The organism is Terriglobia bacterium, from assembly GCA_020072645.1.
Taxonomy (GTDB): Bacteria; Acidobacteriota; Terriglobia; order Terriglobales; family Acidobacteriaceae; genus Angelobacter.
The window spans coordinates 80,892-99,463 of record JAIQGK010000002.1 but is presented as its reverse complement, the minus strand read 5'-3'; the positions used below and the strand labels follow the sequence as shown (position 1 = coordinate 99,463).

19 protein-coding genes and 1 tRNA gene are annotated in these 18,572 nt (G+C 55.5%); 10 read left to right on the top strand and 10 right to left on the bottom strand.

All coding sequences use genetic code 11. The features are described 5' to 3' along the window. Positions 1–83: 83 nt before the first annotated feature. The 8 genes from LAO76_02520 to LAO76_02485 all read right to left on the bottom strand — a co-directional run bounded on the left by LAO76_02520 (position 84) and on the right by LAO76_02485 (position 7,264). Positions 84–239 carry a hypothetical protein gene (locus LAO76_02520; GenBank protein ID MBZ5489787.1) on the bottom strand — a complete coding sequence of 52 codons (156 nt, stop codon included), beginning with the start codon at positions 237–239 and terminating at the stop codon, positions 84–86. A gap of 109 nt (positions 240–348) precedes the next feature. Beyond that, entirely contained in the window at positions 349–546 is a 198-nt protein-coding gene (locus LAO76_02515) for a hypothetical protein (GenBank protein ID MBZ5489786.1), read from the bottom strand. Between the two features lie 52 nt (positions 547–598). Further along, the gene (locus LAO76_02510) at positions 599–760 is read right to left on the bottom strand and encodes a hypothetical protein (protein ID MBZ5489785.1); all 162 of its coding nucleotides are present in this window, start codon (positions 758–760) and stop codon (positions 599–601) included. Beyond that, entirely contained in the window at positions 753–2,894 is a 2,142-nt protein-coding gene (locus LAO76_02505; GenBank protein MBZ5489784.1) for a peptidase domain-containing ABC transporter, read from the bottom strand. The genes LAO76_02510 and LAO76_02505 overlap by 8 nt, the downstream gene beginning before the upstream one ends. A gap of 29 nt (positions 2,895–2,923) precedes the next feature. Beyond that, positions 2,924–3,562, bottom strand: a complete 639-nt coding sequence (locus tag LAO76_02500) for a hypothetical protein (GenBank protein ID MBZ5489783.1) — start codon at positions 3,560–3,562, stop codon at positions 2,924–2,926. A gap of 226 nt (positions 3,563–3,788) precedes the next feature. Continuing rightward, positions 3,789–5,093 carry a UDP-N-acetylglucosamine 1-carboxyvinyltransferase gene (gene murA / locus LAO76_02495; protein MBZ5489782.1) on the bottom strand — a complete coding sequence of 435 codons (1,305 nt, stop codon included), beginning with the start codon at positions 5,091–5,093 and terminating at the stop codon, positions 3,789–3,791. A gap of 146 nt (positions 5,094–5,239) precedes the next feature. Further along, complete coding sequence (gene murQ / locus LAO76_02490; protein ID MBZ5489781.1) at positions 5,240–6,166, bottom strand: N-acetylmuramic acid 6-phosphate etherase; 927 nt, start codon at positions 6,164–6,166, stop codon at positions 5,240–5,242. A 3-nt stretch (positions 6,167–6,169) separates the two neighbouring features. Beyond that, complete coding sequence (locus LAO76_02485) at positions 6,170–7,264, bottom strand: beta-lactamase family protein (protein MBZ5489780.1); 1,095 nt, start codon at positions 7,262–7,264, stop codon at positions 6,170–6,172. Positions 7,265–7,338: 74 nt separating this feature from the next. On the opposite strand from LAO76_02485, the gene LAO76_02480 reads away from it, so the two are divergent. From LAO76_02480 to LAO76_02470, 3 genes are all read left to right on the top strand, one after another. Then, the gene (locus LAO76_02480) at positions 7,339–9,753 is read left to right on the top strand and encodes a DUF1343 domain-containing protein (GenBank protein ID MBZ5489779.1); all 2,415 of its coding nucleotides are present in this window, start codon (positions 7,339–7,341) and stop codon (positions 9,751–9,753) included. 242 nt (positions 9,754–9,995) lie between these two features. Next, positions 9,996–10,751: a DUF72 domain-containing protein gene (locus tag LAO76_02475; GenBank protein MBZ5489778.1), complete on the top strand. Its 756-nt coding sequence runs from the start codon at positions 9,996–9,998 to the stop codon at positions 10,749–10,751. Continuing rightward, complete coding sequence (locus LAO76_02470) at positions 10,748–11,158, top strand: carboxypeptidase-like regulatory domain-containing protein (protein MBZ5489777.1); 411 nt, start codon at positions 10,748–10,750, stop codon at positions 11,156–11,158. Before LAO76_02475 ends, LAO76_02470 begins: the two co-directional genes overlap by 4 nt. A gap of 71 nt (positions 11,159–11,229) precedes the next feature. Here the strand turns inward: LAO76_02470 and LAO76_02465 are convergent, their stop codons facing one another. Then, positions 11,230–12,066, bottom strand: a complete 837-nt coding sequence (locus LAO76_02465) for an aldo/keto reductase (protein ID MBZ5489776.1) — start codon at positions 12,064–12,066, stop codon at positions 11,230–11,232. Between the two features lie 54 nt (positions 12,067–12,120). Here LAO76_02465 and LAO76_02460 point away from each other — a divergent pair, with 54 nt between their 5' ends. From LAO76_02460 to LAO76_02435, 6 genes are all read left to right on the top strand, one after another. Then, positions 12,121–12,411, top strand: coding sequence for a DUF1330 domain-containing protein (locus LAO76_02460; GenBank protein MBZ5489775.1), 291 nt, complete (start codon positions 12,121–12,123; stop codon positions 12,409–12,411). 544 nt (positions 12,412–12,955) lie between these two features. Then, positions 12,956–13,966: a site-specific tyrosine recombinase XerD gene (xerD, locus tag LAO76_02455; GenBank protein MBZ5489774.1), complete on the top strand. Its 1,011-nt coding sequence runs from the start codon at positions 12,956–12,958 to the stop codon at positions 13,964–13,966. Next, positions 13,963–14,886 (top strand): tyrosine-type recombinase/integrase, encoded by a 924-nt coding sequence (locus LAO76_02450; GenBank protein MBZ5489773.1) that lies wholly within the window; start codon positions 13,963–13,965, stop codon positions 14,884–14,886. Before xerD ends, LAO76_02450 begins: the two co-directional genes overlap by 4 nt. Positions 14,887–14,941: 55 nt before the next feature. Beyond that, positions 14,942–15,018, top strand: a tRNA-Arg gene (locus tag LAO76_02445). Between the two features lie 19 nt (positions 15,019–15,037). Further along, a complete protein-coding gene (locus LAO76_02440) occupies positions 15,038–15,580 on the top strand; it encodes a hypothetical protein (GenBank protein MBZ5489772.1) in 543 nt (180 codons plus the stop codon). A 9-nt stretch (positions 15,581–15,589) separates the two neighbouring features. Beyond that, a complete protein-coding gene (locus tag LAO76_02435) occupies positions 15,590–16,801 on the top strand; it encodes an ABC transporter substrate-binding protein (protein ID MBZ5489771.1) in 1,212 nt (403 codons plus the stop codon). Between the two features lie 15 nt (positions 16,802–16,816). Here LAO76_02435 and LAO76_02430 read toward each other — a convergent pair whose 3' ends face one another. Next, entirely contained in the window at positions 16,817–17,713 is an 897-nt protein-coding gene (locus tag LAO76_02430; GenBank protein MBZ5489770.1) for a hypothetical protein, read from the bottom strand. Positions 17,714–18,103: 390 nt separating this feature from the next. Between LAO76_02430 and LAO76_02425 the strand changes: the two genes are divergently transcribed. Continuing rightward, positions 18,104–18,334 (top strand): hypothetical protein, encoded by a 231-nt coding sequence (locus LAO76_02425; GenBank protein MBZ5489769.1) that lies wholly within the window; start codon positions 18,104–18,106, stop codon positions 18,332–18,334. Positions 18,335–18,572 lie beyond the last annotated feature (238 nt).

Sequence of the window (18,572 nt, the reverse complement as noted above, 5' to 3'; positions counted from 1 at the left end):
CCCAAGCTTTGCAAAAGATCCTTCTATGACGACTTCGTGTGATGAAAAGGGGCGGGGCCGCCAAGGCGGCCCCACCTGATGAACTAGCACTCACCGATTGAAGAGTCTCCGTCACCGCCGAAGTCCGGGTCCCATGTGCATGCCGTAAGGGTCCTCACACCTCCGCTGACTTGCTTGGTCTCTTCCCGGTCCAATTCACGAGCGCCCCGCCGAATAAGTACTCTGCTTTCGTCGTTCATGCTTGTTCTCCTTTTTTCGTCATTTTGGGTCCGTTGAGCGGGCCCAAGCTTTAGAGAGCGATTTTGGCGGCCGCTCATCCGCAAAAGCAGTGAAGCGGCCGAGTTTTCATTAAATGAAATTCGAGTCTTTGTCGGTATCGCTGCAGCCATCGCCGTCGCCGGAACCTGTAACGGTGGCGAAGGGCATGGCTGCGGTGCATACATTGGTGTGGTTCTGCATGGCGGCGCTCACTTGGTCGATTTCGTCCATCGTGAGTTCCCGTGCTCCGAAACGGACAAGTACTCTGTTGTCTTCTTGTCTCGACATTTGTTTTCTCCTTTTTATTTTTTGTTACATTCGCTCGCCCGGGACCCTCAGATTACGGACAAAACGTGTCCTCGTCTGAGCCGCCTTTGGGCAGGTGTGTGAATGTGAGCTGACACGGCGGACCGGCAGCGCTTACGCTTTCCACTTCTTCCTCAGTTAACAGCCGGGCGCCCATGCGGAGCAGCACCCGATTAGGCTCGTTTTGCTTAGACATAGCTTTCTCCTTCGTAAACTCGTGCTCCCGCTTCACGCGCTGCACGCAATGAAGACGGTTCTTCAGAAATGGTTCCGGAACGCGACAAAGTGATGACGCGGTCGGCTATTCGTATCGTATCCGGACGGTGGGCGGCAAAAATGCGCGTCATGCGCAGGTCAACCAGCATGGCCGCGATCCGCTGCTCAGTGGGAACGTCGAGATGGCTGGTGGCCTCATCCAGTATCAGAATGGAAGGCCGTTGATAAAGAGCGCGCGCCAACAAAAGGCGCTGTTGCTGGCCTCCGGAAAGAGCCGACCCCATCTCACCAATCAGCGTGCTATAGCCCATGTGCATCTCGTTAATCTCATCGTCGAGGCAGGCGAGACGAGCACATTCCTGTACCCGCGCCATGTCGGCAACGTCAGAGGCAAAAGCGATGTTTTCCGCAATGGTCCCGGCAAAAAGAGAATCATCCTGCAACACAAAACCAACATTGCCCAGGACTGCCGCGCGGCTCTCGCACACAGAATGTCCATTAACAACCACATCTCCCGATTGCGGTTTCAGAAGCCCGGCCATTAGTTTCAGCAGCGTCGATTTTCCCGCTCCAGAGGCTCCTACGATTGCCACGCACTCGCCCGGTTCGATCCGGAAGGTTACGTCGTGCAACAACCACGGCTCGGTGTCCGAGTAGCGGAAGAAGAGGTGTTTCACATCGATGGAAGAGTCTTCAACTGCTCCCGCGTCATCGATGAAGGTGGATTCAGGTTTTTCCAGAACCACATCCGCAAGCCGCTGGACCTGGAGCGAGAGCATGCGAAATTCATACAAGCGGTCAACGAGTGTGGTGATGCGCGCCTTGAATTGTTCCTGATAAGCGACGAAGGCAAACAGCATGCCGACGCTGAATTTGCCGCCCAGAACCAGCATTGCGCCAGCCCAGACCACAGCTACTGTTTGCAGGCCAAAAATCAACCCATTCGCAGCTCTGAAAAGCAGAGTGAGCTTTTCCGCAGCCACCTGGGCGTTGGTTGTGTCGGCAAGCAGGTTCATCCAGCGCGTCTTGCGGCCATCTTCACGGCCCAGGACTTTGATAGTGCGAATGCCACGAAGCGTCTCAATCAGATGAGTTTGTTGTTTGGCGAGACGCATGATCTGCTCTTCCGTGGATTGCCGCAATGGACGGTAGGCGAAATTACGCAATGCGACGTAAATCAGTACGCTGGCAATCACGATCAGCGCCAACTGGCGGCTATAGAAGAACATTACGGCCAAAACAAAGATGGAGATCAAGCCGTCGAGCAGTGTTTCAATAAAGTTGTTAGTGAGGGTGCGCTGGATGGCTTCAGCGCCATCAAAGCGGGAGAGAATGTCGCCGAAGTAGCGCTTCTCAAAGAAAGATACCGGCAGCCGTACCAGATGGGAGAAAAGATTGGCGTACCACTGCAATTTGAGCAACGTGCCGAAATAAAGAGTGGTCCAACTGCGCAGCGCTCCCAGGAAAGATTGCAGGCCGATCAACAGCATGAAGCCGACGCCAAGGGTAAAGAGCAGGTCGCGATCAAACGACGCGAGCACCTTATCCACGGTGAGTTGCAGGAACAATGGGCTGATGATGGAAAATATTTCCAGAGCGGAAGCCAGCACAAAGATCTGCGCCAGAGCGCGCTTGAGACCGGAGACGCGGCCAATGAGGTCGCGCAGGCGGAGCGGGCGGCGCTCTTCACGCTGCACAAAGCTGGGTGTGGGAGTCAGTTCCAGCGCAACGCCGGTGAAGTGACGGCTGGCTTCAGCAAAACTGACCCTGCGCGGCCCTACAGCGGGGTCATGCAGGTACACGTATTTCCGCGTGACCTTCTTCAGCACCACAAAGTGTTCCATCTTCCAATGCAGGATGCAGGGTGCTTTCAGATAGGCCAGGTCTTCCAGTTCCACGCGAAGCGGGCGTCCGGTGAGATCAAGAGCGGCGGCGAACTTGATGATATGGTTCAGGGTGGCGCCGCGAAGGGAAACGGAGAAACGGTGCCGCAACGCGGGCAGGTCAACGCGCAGACCGTGATAGCCGGCGATCATGGCAAGGCAAGCCAGGCCACACTCCGCCGCCTCAGTCTGAAAGACCATCGGCAGTTTTTGTTCCCAGGAAAATTTCATTTTCTGCAAGTACCGCGCCCTACGTCCCTTTAACTTCCTGATCGTTCAAAAAACCACTTGATGAGAGGTTTATGCCCAAGCGGGATTTCCGCTTCCACTCTTACTCCCGCTTGTGTTGAAGGGTCCACTTGCATGTCCTGTGCCGCTTGTGGCGGAAGCGACACCTTAATCTTGTAAACCGGAATTTTGTCCCCAGGCACAGAGAGACCTGGATTCTTCTGGGAAAGTTCCGCTGGTTCCACAGGTGTTTGTGGGACTTCCAGTACTGTTCCCACCTGACGAGCAAACTTTGTCGAGCAAGAATTACAGCGCAAAGTCAGATGAGTGCCCACGTGCAGCCGGTCACGCAGGCTGGCGGGCACGTAGAATTCAGCTCCCGTCGGACCCGGATTTGAGAGACTGCTCGAGCTTATGATCCCCGGAACGCGCGCCCTTTCCGTGTATTGGCCAAGGAAGAGAAATCCCAGGACCGCTGCCGTAATCCCCAGCGCAAACCAGCAAAGCAACATCAGTGAAAACGGACGGACGAGAATAATCTCGCCATAGAATTTTTGCTGTAGAGCGGCAATCGCTTCCGGACGGAACAGAGGCAGAGGCTCACTATGATTGCTGTGGCTTTCCTCCGAACCTCTTTCCACCGAACTTAGAGTCTTGCCGGGAAGTGGCATGCGCTTGTTCGCTCCGTATTAAACGAAGAATTAAATGGTACGGCGCTAGCAGTTGGAAATGATGAAAAATCGCTTAGAAAAATCCGGAGCTGTTCCAAAACGGGAAGGCGGGAACACTGATGGGTTGCGTAAATCCTGCGTTTTCATTGGCGGGAAGAAAGCGTGGCGAGAACTCCACGTAACTTCACAAAGAAATGAGCACTGAGAAGGGACTTGCCGGCGATTTTTACGCGACCACGCTGGGCACCGCAGCGCGTTTGGGCAGGATCTCACCGATGCGACGGATTTGTGCGCCTACGCCTTTCAGCTTCTCTTCAATCCGCTCATAGCCACGGTCTACGTGGTAGACGCGATCAATGATCGTTTCACCGTCGGCAACCAGCGCGGCGATGACGAGAGAGGCTGAAGCGCGAAGGTCAGAGCATTGAACGGCGGCGGAACTGAGAGGGGTCTTGCCGCGAACGATGGCGCGGCTGCCTTCTACCTTGATGTTAGCGCCCATGCGGGCCAGTTCGCCGGCGTGCATGAAGCGGTTCTCGAAGATATTCTCAGTGATGAGCGAGGTACCCTGCGCCTGTGTGGCCAACGTCATGTATTGCGCCTGCATGTCCGTGGGAAAGCCGGGGAATTCTTCTGTGGTGATATCGGCTGCTTGCAGTTGGTGGCCGTTGGTCACGCGCATTGAATCCGTCCCTGCCGTGATGCTCACGCCGCATTCTTCCAGTTTTTGAATCAATGAGCCCAGGTGCGACGGATCGCAACTGGTCAGCTGCAGGTCGCCGCCGGTGAGGACGGCAGCAATCACAAAGGTGCCGGCTTCAATACGATCAGGAATGATCCTATGGCGCGCGCCGTGAAGCTTTTCTACTCCATGGATACGGATGGTATGGGTCCCTGCGCCTTCAATCCTTGCGCCCATCTTGATGAGTAGCGCAGCAAGATCAACAACTTCAGGTTCGCGCGCGCAATTCTCCATGATGGTCTCGCCTTCGGCCAGTGTTGCGGCCATCATGAGATCTTCAGTGCCGGTAACGGTAATCTTATCGAAAATGATGTGGCCGCCGCGCAGACGTTCCGCAGTGGCTTCAATATAGCCATGCTCCTGCTTGATGGAAGCGCCGAGCCGTTCCAGACCTTTGATATGGAGATCGATAGGCCGCGCGCCAATGGCGCAGCCTCCGGGTTGGGAAACGCGGGCGCGTCCCATACGCGCGAGCAGCGGCCCCAGAACCAGCGTGGATGCACGCATGGTCTTTACCAGTTCATACGCGGCTTCAGGATTGACCAGGTTGTTGCAGGAAATCGTGGTGCGATGGGAAGCGCGACCGTAGCCCAATTCCACGTCTGCGCCCATTGAGACCAGTAGATTGCGCTCCGTCTGAATGTCACGAACGTCAGGGATATTTTCCAGAATTACGGGCTCGTCGGTAAGGATGGCGGCGGCCATCGCGGGCAATGCGGCATTTTTGGCGCCGCTGATGCGTACGCTTCCCACCAGGGGATTGCCACCACGAATTACAAACTTATCCATAAGACTCTCTGGCGCGATTTCTCCGTCCCTGAAGTCAATCCGGATGGTCCGGCTGCGCGAAACCGGCTTTCTGAAACCGGGAACGCCCACGGACAGCAGCGTCTCTGCCTTGCTGGAACTGCCATTCGGTGACTTGGGAACTAGCTTCATTTTAAATGACCCTGCTCGATCGCCTCTCGGACATTACCCTTAACGCTTTTGAGTCTTTTAACTGCCTGGGTGCGAGATAAACCGGTCTTCAACATAATCAGGGCGATGGCCACCTGATTGTCCGCCACGTCAAGAGTTTTGGATGCAGTTTGGCGGTCAACGCCAGCAGCTTTTTCTAAAACATTCAGCCCACGTTCCATTAACTTATGATTCCTGGTATGGACATTCACCATCAGGTTGCCATAGATATACCCAAGACGGGCCATTGTTCCTGTAGTTAGCAGGTTCAGGGCCATTTTCTGTGCAGAACCGGCCTTCATGCGCGTTGACCCTGAAACGGCTTCCGGACCTACGTCGATAACGATCTCAATATCTGCCAGAGCACCCATGGGGGAGCCAGGATTGCAGACAACGGCTACGGTTTTGGCCCTTTTCTTGCGTGCATGCTCCAGAGCACCCAAGGTGTAGGGTGTTCGACCGCTGGCAGCAACTCCCACTACGACATCTTTTTTGCCCGGCTTGCGTTTGGCAATGTCATTACGCCCGCTGGCGGCGGAATCCTCGCTATATTCGTCAGCACGGCCCAGGGCTTTATTGCCACCGGCAATCACATATTGAACGGTCTTAGGGTCGGTATTGAACGTGGGAGGACACTCGGCGGCATCAAGCGCGGCAAGACGTCCGCTAGTGCCGGCGCCCACGTAAATCAGCCTTCCGCCGCTGCGAATGGCATTGGCAATGGCGTCAATGGCCTGCGCGATTTGCGGCAAGGCGCGCTCCACGGCTGCAGCAACTTTGTGGTCTTCACGGTTGATTACCCGGGTAATTTCCAGCGCGGACATGGTATCGAGTGCGGAAGAGGCGAGGTTCTGCTGCTCGGTCCGGAGATCACGAAGTTTAGCTTTGCTGGAACTCACGTTCATACCTCAGTTAAGCGCTTCGATAACTGCATCGTGGAAAGCGGGCCGGAATTTCTTAATGGACTGCGAGCCACGGTCCGGCCAGGTGCGATTGGTTAACAGAGTGACGGAAAGTTGGCTATCAGGATCAATCCATAGTGAGGTACCTGTATAGCCCAAATGGCCATAGGACCGCGAGGAAAAATATTTTCCGGACTGAGACGGTTGGGAGGGTGTATCCCACCCCAAAGCGCGCGAAGTGCCGGGAGGAAAATCCTCTCGGTGGGTAAAAATTTCCAAGGTGCGAGCCTGGACCAAAGGTGTGCCTCCCCGTAACATGCATTGTGCAAAAACTGACACGTCCAGGGAACTGGCAAAACAACCAGCATGCCCGGCTACCCCACCCATCATGGAAGCGTTTTCATCGTTGACCTCACCCTGAATCAGGCGATGGCGAAAAGTGCGGTCATCTTCTGTGGTCGGGATGGCAGGTTTCAGGTCTGCCGACGGGTTGAAGCAGGTGTGCGCAAGGTTGAGTTTGGCGAAGATCTCACGCCGGCAAAACTGGTCCAAAGGCTCGCCAGAGAGCTTTTCCACCGCCTGGCCCAGCAGAATGAAGCCGATATCACTGTATTCGGCGCGGGAACCAGGTTCAGCGGTGAGTGGGACGCGGAGAGCTTGCTGGAGCAAATCGTCCTTATTATGGGCGGACTGGAACAGCTTGATATAGGCCGGCAGACCGGAGGAGTGCGCCAGAAGCATGCGGAGCGTGATCTGGCTGCGGACGTCTTTTTGTTTTGCGCTGTTGTCGGCGAATCCGGGTAGCAGCTCGACCAATGGCTGATCGAGCTTGAACAGGCCGCGATCGTACAAAATCATGCATGCGGTGGTGGTGGCAAGAACCTTGGTGACCGATGCGAGATCGTAGACCGTTTCAGCGGTCACGGCTGGGGAGGCTTCATCGTAAGTGAAACGCCCGAGGCCCTTGTGGGCGATGAGCTTTCCTTGATGGGCGATGGCGACGGCGGCACCAGGGAAAGCGCGCTGTTCGATGCCGGAACGCAGGACGTTAAAGGCACGCTGGAACTGTTCGTCCTGATGGTCGAGCGAGCGGGACAGCATGCTGTTGGTACTTTGGTGCAGAAAATCCCCTCGTGTTGCTTTTGTTTTCGGTTTATAACACACTCAGTTTACAGATGACATTCCCGCGCAAAGCCATTGGCTTCATTTCTATACTTATTCTGGCTATCCAAGGTCTTTGGGCTGCTGGTGCGTCCGCGCCTGCCGCAAAAAAGAAGAAACCAGCGGCGGAAGTAAAGGAAACAGCGAACTTTTCCCCGGTGGATCTGCTGGTGCAGGAGCAGATCAATGATCAAGCCATCACTGGCGCAGTGCTGGTGGTGGGACACGGCGGAAAGATCGTGCACCAGAAAGCTTTTGGGCTGCGCGCCACCTCGCCGCGTCCTGAAACCATGACTCTGGACACGATTTTTGATCTGGCGTCCCTGACCAAAGTAGTGGCGACCACACCGAGCGTGATGCGCCTGGTGCAATATGGGCAAGTCCGCCTGGATGAACCAGTGGCGCATTATATCCCTGATTTCGGGATGAACGGCAAAGACGCAGTCACGGTGCGGCAGCTCTTGACGCATTATTCCGGGCTGCGTCCGGACATCGATCTGAATCCTTATTGGGTGGGACGCGATGCGGCGTTCCGGCTGGCCCATGAAGAGAAGCTGCAGGCGCCGCAGGGCTCAGTCTTTGTATATAGCGATACCAACTTCATTGTGCTGGGCGAACTGGTGCAGCGGCTCTCCGGAATGCCACTGGACCAGTATGCTGCTGTGCATATCTTCCAGCCCCTGGGCATGAAGCACACACGCTTTCTGCCGCCTCCGGAATGGAAAAACAAGATCGCGGAAACTTTTGCGCCGGACAGAAAGCAGATCCTGCGCGGCGTAGTGCATGATCCGCGCGCGGACAGAATGGGCGGCGTAGCAGGACACGCAGGGGTTTTTTCCACTGCGGGCGATCTGGCTCTGTACGCGCAGGCGCTGATCAGCCGCAAGCAAATTCTGGATGGCGACATCATTGAGAAGATGACGACACCGCAACAGCCGCCGAATGCCACCGAAGTCCGCGGGCTGGGCTGGGACATTGATTCTTCATTTTCGTCGAACCGCGGCGTGCTGCTGCCGGTGGGATCGTTTGGCCACACCGGGTACACCGGCACATCGATCTGGATTGATCCTTATACGGATACGTATGTGATCCTGCTGACGAATTCTGTTCTGCCTCGGCAGGGACCGGCGATTATTTCTTTGCGGTCGCGTGTGGCTACGGCGGTGGCGGGAGTGCTGAAGCTGGATGTAACTTCTGCTGCCCGGGAAAAGCTGCTGGCGATTACGGGCTATAACGAAGCGGCCTCGGCTTCACGGCATTTGGGAGCGCGCAACGGGCACGTGTTGACCGGGATTGATGTTTTGGAGCAGGATAATTTTGCTTCGTTGAAGCAGGACAAGACGCAGATGACGATTGGCCTGCTCACGAACAATACCGGCGTGGACGGCCAAGGCAGAAGGACAATCGACGTGCTGGCGTCGGCGCCAGGAATCAAGCTAGCGGCAATTTTTGCGCCGGAACACGGAATCTTTGGCGCGCAGGATGACTTGAACGTCCAGAATACGACTGACTCTGTGACGGGCGTTCCCGTGTATTCGATGTATGGCGGCACCGACGCAAAAAAGCGCCCGCCGCTGGACGTGCTCAAGACGCTGGACGCCGTGGTCTTTGATATTCAAGATGCTGGAACCAGGTTCTATACCTATCCGGCAACGCTGGGCTACCTGCTGGAGGCGGCTGCACAGACCAATACCGAGGTCATTGTGCTGGATCGGCCAGACCCGATCAATGGTTCGTTTGTGCAGGGCCCAATGTCGCAGACCGAGTTTACAAACTTTAACAACTACCACCCCATACCTCTACGACACGGCATGACCCTGGGCGAGCTGGCGCAGATGTACAACGCGGAGCGGAAGATCGGTGCGCGGCTGCGGGTGATTCCCATGCAGGGCTGGCTGCGCGGCGACTGGTTCGATTCAACGGGGATCGTCTGGATCAACACGTCGCCGAATTTGCGGTCAGTGAATGAAGCGGAGCTGTATCCCGGCGTGGGGATCGTGGAGGGGACGAACGTCTCTGTGGGACGAGGGACCGATACGCCGTTTGAAGTGCTGGGCGCTCCGTGGATTGATGCACGCGCGTTTTCCGACTATTTGAATGCACGGCTGATTCCCGGTGTGCGGTTTGTTCCAGTCACATTCACGCCTGTCAGCGGGCCGTACCAGAACCAGCAGTGCAAGGGCGTGAACATTATCGTTACTGACCGCACGGTCCTGGACGGGCCGGAGATGGGAATCGAGCTGGCGGCGGCGCTGAAAAAGCTGTATCCCGACAATTGGAAGATTGAGCGTATGCTCGGCCTGCTTGCCAATCGCCAGGTTTTTGACGCATTGATGAATGGCGACGATCCCCGCGCGATCGCGCAAGGCTGGCAGGAGGACCTGGAGAAGTTTAAGGAGTTAAGGCAGAAGTATCTTCTCTATAAGTAAATTTCACCGCGGAGGCGCGGAGACGCGGAGAAGAACAAAGGACTAATTCTTACCGCGGATGAACACGGATAAACGCGGATCAGGAATAAAACAGCGGCGCCAGATCCCTTGGGTCCTGCTAGCAAGCTGAAGACTACGCTTGCTTTCTCACTGACCTTCGAGACGACAACTCTAAAAAATAGAGGGCATGTCTGTTGAGCACGATCTGTGTAGGTTTACCAGGTCGGCTATACTTTTCTTCCATGGACCTGCACATCGGCACTTCAGGATGGTCATACGCGAGCTGGAAGCCGGCATTTTTTCCGGAGAAGCTGCCGTCGAAAAGATTTCTTGAGTTCTACGCAACGCGGCTGAATGCCGTGGAGTTGAATGCAACGTTTCGCCGCATGCCAACGGGCAGCGCCATCGCCGGATGGGTGGGGCCAACGCCCGCTGACTTCAAGTTTGCGGCGAAGGTGCATCAATCAATCACGCATTTCAAAAGGTTGAAGGATTGCGGCGATTCTTTCCGGTTCTTTCTGCAAAGCATGGAGCCGATGCGGCAGTCGGGCAAGCTAGGGCCGATCTTGATCCAGACGCCACCGAATTTGAAAATCGATCTTGACCTGTTACGGGCGTTTGCGCAGCTATTGCCGCAGGCCTATAGGTTTGCCTTTGAGTTCCGGCATGATAGCTGGTTTGTAGATGCGGTCTATGAGATTTTGAAAAGCAAGAATGCGGCGCTGTGCTGGGCGGAGAGCGAAAAGATTGTTGTGCCGAAAGTAGCGACGGCGGACTTTTTGTACCATCGCTTTCGCGAGCCGGAGTACAGCACGCCCGATTTACAAAAGGTGGCGGAGGAGTTGAAGGCGCAGCGCGCGGAACGCGAGGTATTTGCATTTTTCAAGCATGAAGAGCAGCCGGAGAGCGCGTTAAATGCGGTGACGGTGGCGCGGCTGAATGGGATTGAAGAGAAGCCGTTTGCGATGCCTGAGAAGAAGGGCCGGAAGAGCGCATGAATACCTTAGTTCGGTATATGTGTACGCTTCTGGTGTTTACATGCTCTATGACTGCCCAGGAACGGTTTTCATCTGGCCCGTGGAAGGGATTTTTCAAGGAACAGCCCGAGTTGAATACGATTGAGCTTCCAAAGCCGTTCAAGGTTTCCTCCATCAAAGGGAAAGTCGTTTATTCTGGACGCGAGAAGCTCCGCGACGCCTTCTTTGAAATTCGCGACAAGTCTGGTCGTGTGCTCACTGCGACTACGGATGAAAATGGCGAGTTTACTCTTGCGCATGTGCCTCGCGGAACATACGACTTCAGGGTTTCAAAGAATGAATTCAAACCTGTGATCGGCAAGGTCATGGTTTCACGCAGATGGTGGAAAAGCGACGCGATCATCATCCCAATTGAGCTCGGAAACTAGAAAAGTTTGGCCGGGCACGGCGCAGTCGGTTGCGGGCAAGGCCGTGCGATCGGGCCGCGCTCTTGGTTGATTTAGCCGGCCAGAGATTCAATTGTGTGCAGGGCGTCCGGCGTCAGCGCAAGCTCACGGCTGGCAAGGTCCTGCCGCATGTGTTCTGCGCTGGATGTGCCGGTAAGCGGCAGCATCCCTACGGCTCGAGCGAAAGCAAAAATGATCTGGGCGAGTGTAGCGTTGAGCTCCGCGGCGAGTCCTGCAACGAAGGGATGACGCAGGACTTCAACATTTGCCGTGAGCAAAGAGAAGCCCTGGTAGATGATGTTGTGTTCGCGACAGAAGGCCCGCACTTCGCGGTCCCAGCCGCGATTGGCGTAGCAGCGGTTCTGAACGAAAGCCGGCGGTTCCGCATGGGCCCGGGCCATCTGCTGGAGTTGAGCAAGCGAGATGTTGCTGATGCCGAGAAGGCGTGTGCGTCCAGCGTCGCGCTCTTTGATCATGGCCTGCCAGGTTTCAAAATCGTCGGTGGTCCAATGGGAGCTAGAAGCGGGGCCGTGGAGAACAAAGCTGTCCACGTGATCCGTGCCAAGATGCTCCAGCGAACTGGCCATGGACTGCGCGACCTGAACGGAAAGAGTTGCGGCAGGATCGTAGGGCAAACGATGGTCCTGACCTTCCTGATAGGTGAACTTAGTCTGAAGAAAGAGATCAGCGCGCGTGACGATGCCGGCGGCATATGCGGCAGCCAAGCCTTGTCCGACGGCGGCTTCAAAGTAGTGTTTGCGCTGGTTGGCCGTATCAATGGCGCGAAAGCCCGAGCGGATAGCGAGTTCAGTGAGGGCCGCGGTGCGGTCTTCTTTCCAGGCGGTACCGTAGAGGAAACTGGGAATGGATGAGGGTTGGACGCTGGGCATCGATTTATTCTTACATATGGCGTTTTGTTCTGGTTTGTTGAGACAGGAGTAGAGATGACCGTTTACGCGATTGCGCAATTGAAGATCACGGACCGGGCGGCCTATGACCGCTATCAGTCGAAGTTTATGGGCGTGATGAAGCGTTTCCAGGGACAAGTGCTGGCGGCGGATGAGAAGCCACAGGTAATCGAAGGGGAATGGAGGCGCGATAAAGTTGTGTTGCTTGCGTTTCCGGATGAGAAGGCCTTTCGCGAGTGGGCGGAGTCGCCCGAGTATCAGGAGATTTCAAAGGACCGGAAAGCGGGTTCAGAGGCGGTGGTGTTGCTAGTGAAGGGAATCGGGTAATTTTCACCGCGGAGGCGCGGAGAATGGCCGGAAGAGCGTGAGAAAAAATCTTTGGAGATTCGGTCAATTCATGTCGATTTCCCTTGATTTATTCGCTTTATATTTGCTATAACAAAGGCTGACAGGGCGACCTGTCAACAGTCCGCGCAACGGGAAACCGTTGCGTTTTGTCTTTTGGGTATTTTGCGACCCTCTGCCTGATCTCTCAGCCGATGGAATGGGGAGCAAATGGGGAGGTTTTAGATAAGTGCTTATGTTTGCAACAACGGCGTTTGGGGATCAATGGGGAGGAATCGCATAAGTCTTTTAGAAATGGGGATCGGGGAGGGGGTAGGGTATCCATGGCTCCCCAGACTTAGCCTATGACGAGATAGGAAAAGCAAATTTCACAACGGATTAAACCAGACGGACGCGGAGCAGGAATAAAAGTGAAGAGTCGGGACTTAGATCACCGGACGCAAGACCCAAGCCAATTCGCGTTCAAAGCCAAACGGAACCAGCAGAGCTATTTGCCGGGGAATCGGCAGGCAGGATACTGAGGATTATGAGGTCTGATAACAAGCGTGAGACTGGAAGCCGCCACAAAACGGCGGAGCCAAGTGATTCTATCCGCCAGCGAGATCGGGCGGCGGGGCCAGATCCAATATTGAATAGATTTCTTGATTACCTGAACGTTGAGAAAGGGCTGACGCAGTTGACCGTGGCTGCGTATAAGTCTGACGTGATTCAGCTTGCCGAGTTTCTTGCGGCACACCGGCGCGAGTTGACGGAGGCGAGGCGGGAGGATATTCGCGCCTTTCTGAGCCAGTTGTTTGCCAATGGCGTAAAAGACCGGTCAGTGGCGCGAAAGCTTTCCACGCTTAGACACTTCTACAAGTATCTGCTGCTGGACCGGATTATCAAACAGGACCCAACGCTGGAGATCGATTCGCCCAAGCAATGGAAGGTGCTGCCAAAGTCGCTGGCGGTAAGCGAGATTGATTCGATGATGGAGTCGGCCGGGCAGGCGGGCGACTCCAAACTTTCCGCGGCGCTGGCGCAGCGCGACCAAACCATGCTGGAGGTGTTTTATGCCGGCGGGATGCGGGTTTCCGAGATCATCAACGTAAAACTGGAAGATTTGAAGCTGGAACTTGGACACATACTAGTGCGGGGCAAGGGTGACAAAGAGCGGATTGTTCCGATTGGAAAGGCCGCGCAGGAGCGAATCAGCGCGTATCTTGCCGATGGGCGGGAAGCGCTGCTGAAGGGAAAGATTTCATCCCTGCTGTTTGTGCGTCGCGGTGGAGGGCGGATGACGCGGCAGTGGGTTTGGCAGATGGTGAAAGATGCATCCGCTTCTGGAAGGCATGCAAGCCCGCACATGTTGCGCCATAGCTGCGCCACGCACATGGTAGAAAATGGCGCAGACCTGCGAACGGTGCAGACGATCCTGGGCCACGCCGATATTTCCACCAGCCAGATTTATACGCATGTTGCGCTGGACCGGCTAAAGACCGTGTATCGCGACTTTCATCCGCGCGGCAAGAGGACCGGCACAACGGGGAAACCATGAAGCAGCAGGGAAGACGGGTAAGCACGGAAATCCAACACGGCATCAGAAAATTTCTGGACTCGCTGCGCGGAGAGCGGAATGCATCGGAGCATACGCTGCGCGCGTATAGCAACGAACTGGGCCGCTTTGCCGAATATCTGGGGCCGCAAGCGAAATGGAAAGAGATTGACCACATCACGATCCGGGGGTTTCTCTCGCATCTGCACGGCTGTGGGCTGAGCAAAGTTTCAGTGGCGCGTGCGCTTGCAACGTTGCGGTCAATATACAAATGGCTGGGGCGAGAGGGAATTGTTGCGCAAAATCCGGCAAAACTAGTTTCTTCGCCGCGATTACCAAAGAAGCTGCCACGTGTCCCGACGATGGAAGAGATTAACGGCCTGCTGAACACCGAAATGCCGGAGAGCGCCGCGTTTCCTGAGCGTGATCGCGCGATCTTTGAACTGCTGTATGGCTGCGGACTCCGAAATTCAGAGTTGGTAGGCACAGAACTGGGCGATATTGAAGAAGCGAACGGCGTAATTTTGATTCGTGGAAAAGGAAAGAAGCAACGCTATGTGCCGCTGGAAGGCGCAGCGGCGGAAGCGCTGGCGGCGTATCGCGTGGCCCGGCAGCAAGTGCTCAAGGCAACGCGCAAGAAAACGCACCGGCTGTTCATCAATCAGCGAGGTGGGCCATTGACGACACGGAGCGTTGGGCGAATTGTGAAAAAGATCGCAGTCTCACGTGGACTGCCGCCGGACGTGCATCCGCATACTCTACGGCACGCGTTTGGGTCGCACATGCTGACGGAAGGCGCAGATCTGCGGTCCATCCAGGAGTTGTTGGGGCATGAGCGGCTGGCAACCACGCAGAAATATACGCAGCTATCGATAACGCACGTGATGGAAGTCTATGACAGGACGCATCCGCGAGCGAAGTAAGCAGGAGACCAGTACGCCGCCGCGAGCTGATATTACGGGTTAAAATGGTGTGAGTGGCCCTGTAGCTCAGATGGATAGAGCGACGGTTTCCTAAACCGCAGGTCGCAGGTTCGACTCCTGCCAGGGTCACCAGACTTATAGTCGAAGCCATATGAAGGTCAAGCGCAAGAAATTACCGGCGACCTGTTCGGTCCACGGTCGGGTACACGTAGGCTGCCCAGTGTGCGCAAAACGCAATAGGAAGCTTTGCAAACCAGTTCGGCCTCGCACCCTGACCCCGTTCGACCCAGCTCTTTTTGATCAGATCTTTCGTGATTTCTTATCGATGACGGATGCTGCCGTCAACGACCAGACTGAGTTCGTGCCCTGCTCGGCGGGACGGCCCTCGAACATATTGGCATTCGGAACTTGGTTGATCGCCCGTCGTGCGGAACTGGGCAGCTACGCATTTAGCGAATTCATTAAAATGTTGCCAGCCAAGTACGGCATCGCAAGCAGCACGGGCTATCGCTACATGCGCCTTGCTCAGGCTCTACCGCGATACTTCCCAAACAAAGCCATCAGGGATGAACTAATGAGGAGAGGGGATGGCAGAGGAATCGTAACCATCGACAATGAAACGCGGAGGGTGGTGTTAACGCCCTCTTTTCAGGCAGCTATGGAAGTCGTTCCAATACCTGCAGGACTGGAATAGTTCATATCAATGCCATTGCATTTGACGCTGAAGTTCTCGGCCGCATTTCTCAGCCTGATGTTGTGCACCAATGCAGGCGCAGCAAACCTGCGCGTCCACGCACTACAGGCAAAGCAGCCCATGCCACCCCAGCCCGGCGTTACACCGAACAGCATCACGATTGGCAGCCTTGCTCCGCTTACGGGCGAGAACGCCGAAACCGGCAGCGCGGTGAAAGCGGTTTTGACCGCTTATTTTGACGACCTAAACCAGCGCGGCGGAGTTTACGGCCGGCGGATAGTGCTTCGCTTTGATGACTCTGGCGGGAACAGCGCTGCTATGTTGAAGAGCGCAAAACGTCTGGCCGCTGCGCCGGTATTTGCCATGGTGGCCCCGTTTGTTCCTGACGCTGAAGAAAAGCTGGCAGCGGTGGCGCACACCAGCAAAATGCCGCTGGTGGGATTGCTGGCGCTTTCTGTGCCCAATGAACCGGCAAATCGTGAAGTGTTTTACCTGCTTCCCGGCTTTCAGCAACTGGAGCAGGAATTAGTCCGGTTTGCCGCGGCACGGGAAAAAGCTGCCATGGAGAAGACCGCGGTTGTGGTCGCCGATAGCAAGCTGCAGACAGACGTGGCCGCAGCCATGCAGGCAACATGGAAAGAGCTGAGCGTCGAAAAGCCGCAGGAGGTTCTGCTTTCTGCGGCGAAGGGCGCAGAGGTCATCAGTGATCTGCATAAGCAGGGAATAGAGCGGGTCTTTTTCATCGGGGATGGAGAGCAGCTTGCGCCGTGGATACAGGCAGCCGACAAAGCTGAGTGGGCCCCCAGAGTTTTTGTGCTGGGGCCGCTGCTGGATGAAAGCATTCTTGGCGCTCCTGCGCGTTTCCAGGGCAGGATATTTGCCGCCTATCCGCAGTTGCAACCTGAAGTAGGAGCGGTGGATGAGTTCGACTACTTTCTCAGTAGCCACAATCTTGCCAGCGACCATCGGTTGGTGCAGATTTCAGCGTATTGCGCGGCAAAGATCATGGTAGAGGCACTGGCGCGCGCTGGCAAAAACGTGACCCGAGAGAAATTGATTCAGACTCTGGAGCAGATGCGCGATTTCAGGACTGGCCTGCTTCCTGGCATCACGTTCGGCGCGAATCGCCGGGTGGGATCATTTAAAGCCGAGATCGTGTGTGTTGATCTGGCGTCTCATTCTTTTCAACCAGAATGCAGCAAGACTGCGAAGCCTGAGTGACCGATTCGTGTGACGCTAGAAATCGACGAGCCCATCGACACAGGCCAGCCATTTCTCGCCAACGCGATGCGCATCAATATGGTGCATGCCGGAAGCGTTCCATGAACTGCCGTCGGGTACGAGGATAGGCGACTCTTGTACCTCATGCTCCTTGTAAGTTGTCGGGGTGAGTTCTGTGATCTCAAAAGCTCTCACCTGTTTGCCGTAAGTGGGATAGCAATCCTGGGTAAAGCGAAGAAGGCGACCATCATAGTCGAGCACGCGACCGCCGGGCCGGGCGATGCTTTTATTGCCAGAGATGATGGGGCTGGAAGGATGTTCGGTCCATGTGGACGCGGGACCGTCGGCTGAATAAAGAGCGAGCGTGTCATGCTTGTGAGGAGTTGGACAGGTAAAGAGCCACCATTTTCCGCCGTGCTGGAAGATTGAAGGGTCAGCGTGCGGGCCGGGAATCAGGTCTTTGACCAAGGCCCATTGATCAGGGAATGACGTGGCCCGATAAAGACGAACAGCGTTGGCGCCGAGCGTTTCCGGCGTCATATAGAAATCGTTGTTCCAGCGGAACACGTATGGATACGAAAGATGAAACGGCTCCTGCAGGACGATTCGCTCGTAGCGCCAGGTTAGACCGTCGCGGCTGGTGGCGCGGCCAATATCGCCCTTATTGGACTGGTTGTTTAAGACCTCAAAAAACATGTGCCAAAGGCCGTCAACATTGACCATGAACGGATCAGCGACAAAGCGCGCGGGAACATCTCTGACGTCGGCGGCGGAAATGACAGGGTTGGAAGCGCCGGGAGCAGCCGCCATGCGCAACGGCGATGGACCGGAATACATGGCAATGGACCAAGTCCAGGGGCGGCTGGCGTCTTTTGATCGGCGTCCTATGGCGTTGGGATCGATGGTTTCCATGGGTCAGGATAATTTTATCAATCGGCCACGCTTAGTGCAGAACGCCCGGGATGAGAGTGTTGGGGCATCCAAAATCGAAACTCTTTTTCGCGTTTTAACCCATTGATTCCTAAGATCGCCAAGCTGAAGTACCTGCGCCGACAACGAAACTTAATGCAACAAATCCAGAATACCTGCGTTCAACGTATTGAAAGCGATGTTCGTAATACAAACTAATGACAATTTGTGTCATTGGGATGTGGAAATCAAGTGAAACGAAATCGAGGCAGAGACCACTACTTACAGTAACGAAGGTCTCGGGCCTGAAGGGCTTGATGATCCTGAAGACGACCCCAGGTAGACGCGAGGCTGTAAGAGTGAATAGCTTGATGCAACAGCCGGGAGGAGTTTGTGAAGATTTTTGACGCTTTGTTCGGATGCTGGCATAAACGAATCAGCTTTCCCCAGACCAGCAAGCCTGGACAGCGCCGCTGCGAGGCCGCCACGCTCACCGGAACGTATGTGGTGTGTCTCGACTGTGGTACCGAGTTTGCTTACGACTGGAAAAAGATGCGAGTTCTCTCCCCCATTGAGAAACAGCCTTTTGCCCATGCACGTGTGGAAGTTGAGGCCAGAGGCTAAGAAGCGGGAGAGGTAAAGGGTCATGAAACGGCAGTGGCGGTTTCGGGTGATTGAGTCGGTGGGACTGGTGTTTGCTTATTTCTGGTACAACGCAAACATACCTGCGGTGGTTGCCAGGATACTTTCATAGCTATTGATGCAAGCAGCCTTTCTTCCGGGAGGCTGTGCTTGTTCGTGTGGCTCTGCTGCGAGAGCTGCTGCGATATTCGGATGAGGTAGTTTCACCGCTGCATCGGTT